This is a genomic window from Flavobacterium urumqiense (genome assembly GCF_900108015.1).
Lineage (GTDB): Bacteria > Bacteroidota > Bacteroidia > Flavobacteriales > Flavobacteriaceae > Flavobacterium > Flavobacterium urumqiense.
Genome location: NZ_FNVP01000026.1, coordinates 1 through 3,979 on the forward strand (window position 1 = coordinate 1; position 3,979 = coordinate 3,979).

Annotated in this window: 5 protein-coding genes; 4 read left to right on the forward strand and 1 reads right to left on the reverse strand. The window is 37.6% G+C overall.

The window, feature by feature from the left end; translation table 11 throughout:
* Nucleotides 1-98: 98 nt before the first annotated feature.
* Complete coding sequence (locus tag C4S35_RS15390; protein ID WP_104001031.1) at nt 99-857, reverse strand: hypothetical protein; 759 nt, start codon at nt 855-857, stop codon at nt 99-101.
* Between the two features lie 626 nt (nt 858-1,483).
* On the opposite strand from C4S35_RS15390, the gene C4S35_RS15400 reads away from it, so the two are divergent.
* The 4 genes from C4S35_RS15400 to C4S35_RS15415 are packed head-to-tail and all read left to right on the forward strand — an operon-like array spanning nt 1,484 to nt 3,050.
* Nucleotides 1,484-2,239 (forward strand): hypothetical protein, encoded by a 756-nt coding sequence (locus C4S35_RS15400; protein ID WP_104001032.1) that lies wholly within the window; start codon nt 1,484-1,486, stop codon nt 2,237-2,239.
* A 1-nt stretch (nt 2,240) separates the two neighbouring features.
* On the forward strand, nt 2,241-2,636 hold the full coding sequence (locus C4S35_RS15405) for a DUF5675 family protein (RefSeq protein ID WP_104001033.1): 396 nt from the start codon (nt 2,241-2,243) through the stop codon (nt 2,634-2,636).
* Between the two features lie 11 nt (nt 2,637-2,647).
* Complete coding sequence (locus tag C4S35_RS15410) at nt 2,648-2,887, forward strand: hypothetical protein (RefSeq protein ID WP_104001034.1); 240 nt, start codon at nt 2,648-2,650, stop codon at nt 2,885-2,887.
* Nucleotides 2,874-3,050 carry a hypothetical protein gene (locus tag C4S35_RS15415; protein ID WP_167386532.1) on the forward strand — a complete coding sequence of 59 codons (177 nt, stop codon included), beginning with the start codon at nt 2,874-2,876 and terminating at the stop codon, nt 3,048-3,050. Before C4S35_RS15410 ends, C4S35_RS15415 begins: the two co-directional genes overlap by 14 nt.
* Nucleotides 3,051-3,979: the final 929 nt, after the last annotated feature.

Genomic DNA, 3,979 nt, shown 5'->3' on the forward strand with positions numbered 1-3,979 from the left:
TCAGTGTTCAGTGATCAGTGTTCAGTAATCAGTGATCAGTTTCATTTGGTCAGGTTTTAGTGATCAGCCTTAGTCCAAGAGTTCAGTGTTCTGCTTTGTTAAGGGTTATGAAAAGCAATAATGGTTGCGGTGTTGTTTTTGCGGTGCAGGAAATTGTGCTTTTTTCGTTCTTGTTTTGCAAAGCCGATGAATAGGAATGTCAGGTGCAACTGGTTTTCTAATGGTTTGTCGGTTGATAGTATTATAGTTTGTTTTTCGGATTCTTTATCCAATATTATTTCATCGCTGTAACAAGTATCGAAGCTGTCGTTCTCGTAATCCCAGTTTGCTGTGGCTAATGCGAAATGTACATGGGTGGCTTCTTCCGGCCAATCCAAATGTTCCTTAACAATTAAATCAGTGAGTGTGACTGTTTGATTCTCCGGAGTGGAGTGCTCCTTTATTTTAAGAACTTTGTCCAAAGGTCTTAGTTTGTTACTTTCAAAAAACAATAAGAATTTCTTGCCATCACTAGTTTTTAATCCTTCTGCCAGTGTTCGTTGTCCCTGTGGTTGAGTACTGTCCTCCTGAAGAATTTCGAAAAGTAGTTTGTTAGCCCTGCCAGCGACACTTCCGTCTTTTGCCAGTTTGTTGAAACGAACTGCCAGTTGTCGAAACAGGACTGATTTTTTTGAGCATTGACCAAATTCCTGTGCTTGATTTCGGATCCTGTCGAAAATAGGATTGTTTTTGAATTCTGTAGATGTTATCCCTGTTTTTCCTCTCGCCCGCGCATAATTCTTCCCATCTGCTGTTACTACAAAGTTAATGTCGTCTATGGTTCCTTTGATTAAAAAGGGTGCTACTACTTTTGCCATACTTTTTTCGTTGTTGGTTATTCGTTTTTTGACTTTTGTTTTTAATGTTTAGGACCCTTACATCATTATTTGAACTGCTTGTTGAACAGGTGTTGCGATCTTAGAAAAGTACATCAGCCGTTTTTGGTTGCTTTAAATTCTATCCGATTATACAACGCAAAACATGTTCCATTTGAAGCCCTGAATAGTCACAAAACTCCTCTATGGAGAGTAGTTGATGTGGCTCTTTATTCAAGTTGGTTTTGATCTTATGAAGATACAACCTTGCTTGTCTGTATGTTTTACCGGTAATACGTTGTACATCTTTTGGATAGATACATACCCTGATGTTACTTGCAATCACATTTTTTATTTTTAATAGCTTACCAAAGTCGGTGGACTTTGTACTTGTTAAACCCGTCTTAGGGGTTTTATTCTTTTAAAGGGTGTAAAGTTATGAAAATTAATTACTTATGAATTGACTAAAATAGGTAATTGTAGGCCTTTTAGTACCATTATCGACATCGGCTTTTTGAAAAGTGATTTAATTGATTTAACCTTTGTTGAAATCATTCCCGATTTAGTTGCAACAAATATTCAGGATGAACGAGTGGTAAAATTATTTTCAAACTTAAATTTTAGTTATTATGGCAAGACAGAAAGGCATAATTAAATTAAAAGGTACTATCGGAGATATTACTTTTTACAAAACCAAAGATGGTCATTTGGCACGTGAAAAAGGGGGTGTTGATGCGAGTAGAATTGCGAACGATCCAGCGTTCCAGAGAACGCGTGAAAATGGTTCTGAATTTGGCCGAGCAGGGAAGGCCGGTAAAACCTTACGAACGGCATTGCGTACCTTACTCTTAAATTCTGCCGATAGCAGAATGGTGAGCCGACTTACTCAAAGAATGGTTAAGGTCATTCAGGCTGATTTAACTAATGAACGCGGTTTGCGTAATGTAATTGACGGCGAGGCAGAATTGCTTGTGGGATTTGAGTTCAATATTGGTGGGAAACTGGGAACCACTTTATTTGCGCCGTTTGTTGGAGGAATTGATCGAGTTACTGGAGCAATCATTGTTGATTTAGAATCGTTTATTCCTGCCAATATGATTGCAGCTCCAGGTGGAACCACCCATTTCAAAATTATATCAGCCGGTGCTGAAATTGATTTTGAAGCAGAAGTGTTTGTTACTGCCACTTCAGAAACGGCAATTCTTCCTTGGGATATGACTTCAACTGTAGCTATTAGTCATTTGAATGCGGTAACTCCCAACAGTACAAAACCTTTATTTTTAGCTGTTGGAGTTGAATTTTATCAGGAGGTAAATGGTCGAATGTATCCATTAAAAAATGGCTCTTATAACCCATTAGCGTTGGTACAAGTTAGCGGACTGTAAGATGGTTTTAGTACTATCCAGAACTTATTTCCCTGAGGGAACTAACGGAAAACTTGCTTGTAACGGACAATTTATCTGTTGTACCATTGAATTGCCTTGGAGAGAAAATAGAAAGAGGGTTTCCTGTATTCCAGAAGGGTACTATTTACTGCGAAAGCGATACAGTCAGAAATTTCAGTGGCATATTGAAGTGGTTGCTGTTAAAAAACGAAGTTCTATTTTGTTCCACCCTGCTAATAATGCCCTGATGGAATTGAATGGTTGTATTGCTCCTGTAACTCAACTTTCCGGGGCTGGTTTAGGTTTGCAATCGCGACAGGCTTTTGCTAAAGTAAAAAATGTAGTTTATGAAGCTTTAAAGCAATCCGCAATAGTTTCATTAATTGTTCAATCTTAAAATTTATACTTATGAATATTGTAAAAAGGGCGAAAGCTCGAACTCCGAAATTTTTTAAAGTGTTGCGAAATATCGGATTAGCAATGGCTGCTGTTGGCGGTATTATTTTGACTGCGCCCATTGCCCTTCCTGTAGTCATCGGTTCGGTTGGTGGGTATTTAGCGGTTGTCGGAGGTGTGCTATCGGCTGTTAGTCAGCTTACTGCGTCCTACGATGAAGACCCTAATGTAGTGCAAGATGACAGAGAGTAATCCTACCCTGATGGGTACTGCAGGAGGTACATTTTTGAGTGTTATTCCGAATTTGAATTCGGAGGATGTTTTGAAAACTGTTTTATTGGCTGCTGTTGGAGCGATAGTTAGTTTTGGAATATCGATGGTACTTAAATTTGTAATTAAGAAGTACAAACGGTAGTTTAGTTCTGGATTTAGAACCAAGAATTAAACAAAATGGAAGCCCAAACCGAAAGGAATGGGCTTTTTTTCATTTGTAAGGAAGGTTAAAGGAAATAAGTTTATTGTTGCTATTGTTGTTTTTGTTGATGAGGATAATTTTTATTTTTTCTTGATTACTAACGCGTTAATAATTTATTTGGAGTTCATGATCTTCGATTTCAAAAGAAATAAATAATAAAGCTTATGCTGTCGTTACACGTTTTTTGTTTAATAATAGATTCTTTTCTTTTGTCTTGATTACTCACGCGCTAATAATTTATTGGAATTCGTGAATCTTTGATTTCAAAAGAAACAAAAGATCAAGCCTGAAAATAAAAAGCTTAAAAACGATTTTAATTATTTACCTGACTGCCACTGGCAGTCCTCCTTTTAATTTCAAATATTCCGCACCCCGAGCCGTTCGTCCTGCGGACTCAACTCGCGGAGTGTTGCCACTTCACTTCTTCGTTGTTTTCTAATGCTTTTAATTTAAGGGCGGTCTTCGATTTGTCATTTCGACGAAGGAGAGATTACACAAGTAGCTAAAATTCTAAATAATCTTATTTATTTCTTCTAAACAATTTTTACTTTTTTCCTTAATGAAAAAAGTAACAAAAAAATCAAGCCTCAATATTTTTACACCAAAAATCATCGGACAAATTTCTCTATCGCAACCCCAGCCGCTCGTGTTTTACACTCGACTCGGGGGTCACTCCCTTCTGCCAGCGCTGAAATTCTTACCGTGATTTTCTAGTCTAAAAAGATAAGGGCGAGTAAACAATATGTGTATTTTACGGCGGACACGACCTCTAACAACTTACACTAAAAGGCACAATTTGAAAGCTCAGTTTTAAAAAATAAATGTTCCCTCAAAGAGAAACCGCTCACGTATTCCCCTCTTGAGAGGGG

What these genes read in the sequence shown, in the direction of transcription:
- C4S35_RS15390 (WP_104001031.1), bottom strand. Translation starts at nt 857, where the DNA reads ATGGCAAAAGTAGTAGCACCCTTTTTAATCAAAGGAACCATAGACGAC.
- C4S35_RS15400 (WP_104001032.1), top strand. Translation starts at nt 1,484, where the DNA reads ATGGCAAGACAGAAAGGCATAATTAAATTAAAAGGTACTATCGGAGAT.
- C4S35_RS15405 (WP_104001033.1), top strand. Translation starts at nt 2,241, where the DNA reads ATGGTTTTAGTACTATCCAGAACTTATTTCCCTGAGGGAACTAACGGA.
- C4S35_RS15410 (WP_104001034.1), top strand. Translation starts at nt 2,648, where the DNA reads ATGAATATTGTAAAAAGGGCGAAAGCTCGAACTCCGAAATTTTTTAAA.
- C4S35_RS15415 (WP_167386532.1), top strand. Translation starts at nt 2,874, where the DNA reads ATGACAGAGAGTAATCCTACCCTGATGGGTACTGCAGGAGGTACATTT.